The sequence below is a fragment of the Bifidobacterium catulorum genome (assembly GCF_003129925.1).
GTDB lineage: Bacteria > Actinomycetota > Actinomycetes > Actinomycetales > Bifidobacteriaceae > Galliscardovia > Galliscardovia catulorum.
Genome location: NZ_QFFN01000072.1, coordinates 1 through 1,589, shown reverse-complemented (window position 1 = coordinate 1,589; position 1,589 = coordinate 1). Strand labels below are relative to the sequence as shown.

Genomic DNA, 1,589 nt, shown 5'->3' with positions numbered 1-1,589 from the left:
CGATCATCACCATTGCAAAGACCACCATCCAAGGTGGCACAACAACACAGGTGTTGCAACCACCACTAGAATCCGCCCGGCGAAGCCGACTGAGGGGGGGTCGGCATCCAACGGGGTCAACATCCAACAACCACACCACACCTGACCTATCGCTCACCAAAGCCCACTACCGGCAGACGACTCCCCTCAGTCTCGCTACGCTCGACAGCTCCCCTCCGCCGGGAGGGGAGCCGATCGGCAACTCACCAACCGGCTCCCCCGAGCCTGCATCCACCATTGACACCCACAATCCCCGATCACCCTCTCACCAACCAGCTCCCCCTGACAGGGGGAGCTGTCGGCACAGCCGACTGAGGGGGTCCGCTCGAACGGAGGAATCGCGCCAATCAGTACATCAGCGTGGCGAGGCGGCGGCGGGCGCGCGCCACACGGGCGTCGTCGGCTGCGGGAATGGCGAAGTATTCGAGCAGGCGCTTGCGCACAGGTTCGACGTCGGTCTTATGCCCGGCGAGGAAGTCGAGCAGACGGTTGAATGCGTCCTCGATCTGTCCGCCGATCATGTCGATGTCGGCGACGGCGAGCTGCGCGTCCACATCGTCGGGGTTGTCGGCCGCGGCAGTGCGCACGGCACGTACGTCCGCGGTCGCGGAGCGTGCGAGCAGCAGCGCCTTGGAGTGTTCGCGCGCGGCGCGGGCGTCGTTCGGATTGGCCTCCATGAACTTCGCGTATTCGACGGCGGCGCCGGCGTAGTCGCCCTCCTGCGCGAGCTGGTCGGCCTTCTGATGCTCGGGCGGCACCTGCTCTTCGGCGGGCTTGCCATTCGCTTCGGCGTTCTCGGCGGCGCCGGCCTCCTGATAGGGCGCGGTTCCGGTGACGCCGGCCTGCTGCGCCATCTGGATGATCTGGGGAATCAGCGTGTCGGTGATCTGCTGCATTTCGGCGTCGGACGGCACGCCCTGCATGATGGGCATCGGACGCCCTCCGACGAGGCCGTAGATGGCGGGCGCGCCCTGTGCCTGCAACGCCTGGGCGATGGTGGGGCTTTTGGCGATGTCGATACGGGAGAGCTGGATCTTGCCTTCGAGTTTGTTGACGGCGTCGCCGAGTTTGCGGGCGACGTCGAAGCAGCGGTCGTCGTTCGTGACCCACAGCAGCAGGAGGATGGGGAAGGTGGCGGAGGTCTGCACCATGGCCTGGAAGGTGTTTTCGTCGGTGTCGATGACGTAGCCGCCGGCGGCCGGGGCCCCTCCGGCCTGTCCGGCCTCGGCGTCCACCTTGTGCTTCAACGCTTCGAGATCGACCGCGCCCGCCAACGAAAGACCGGGATTGAATTTCGGCTGCTCCGCCATGATGATGCTCCTTGCACGTTGTTCGTCTTGCTACTGATTAGTATTACCAACGTTTGAGACAGTGCGACGAAGTTTCAGCACTCTGCGAGATTTTCGCCGTGGCCGCCGCGTATCCGGAGTCCGCCGTCGCGTGGAGACGCCCCCTCAGTCAGCTGCGCTGACAGGCGGGTTCTAGTGGTCGTTGCAACACCTGACTGACCGTTGGGAGGATCAGGTGGGCAGGTGGGTGTTTGAGGGTGT

General features: G+C 64.9%; 1 protein-coding gene. It reads right to left on the bottom strand.

The genetic code is table 11. The features are described 5' to 3' along the window. Positions 1–386: 386 nt before the first annotated feature. Entirely contained in the window at positions 387–1,349 is a 963-nt protein-coding gene (locus DF200_RS10515; protein WP_109138216.1) for a tetratricopeptide repeat protein, read from the bottom strand. Positions 1,350–1,589 lie beyond the last annotated feature (240 nt).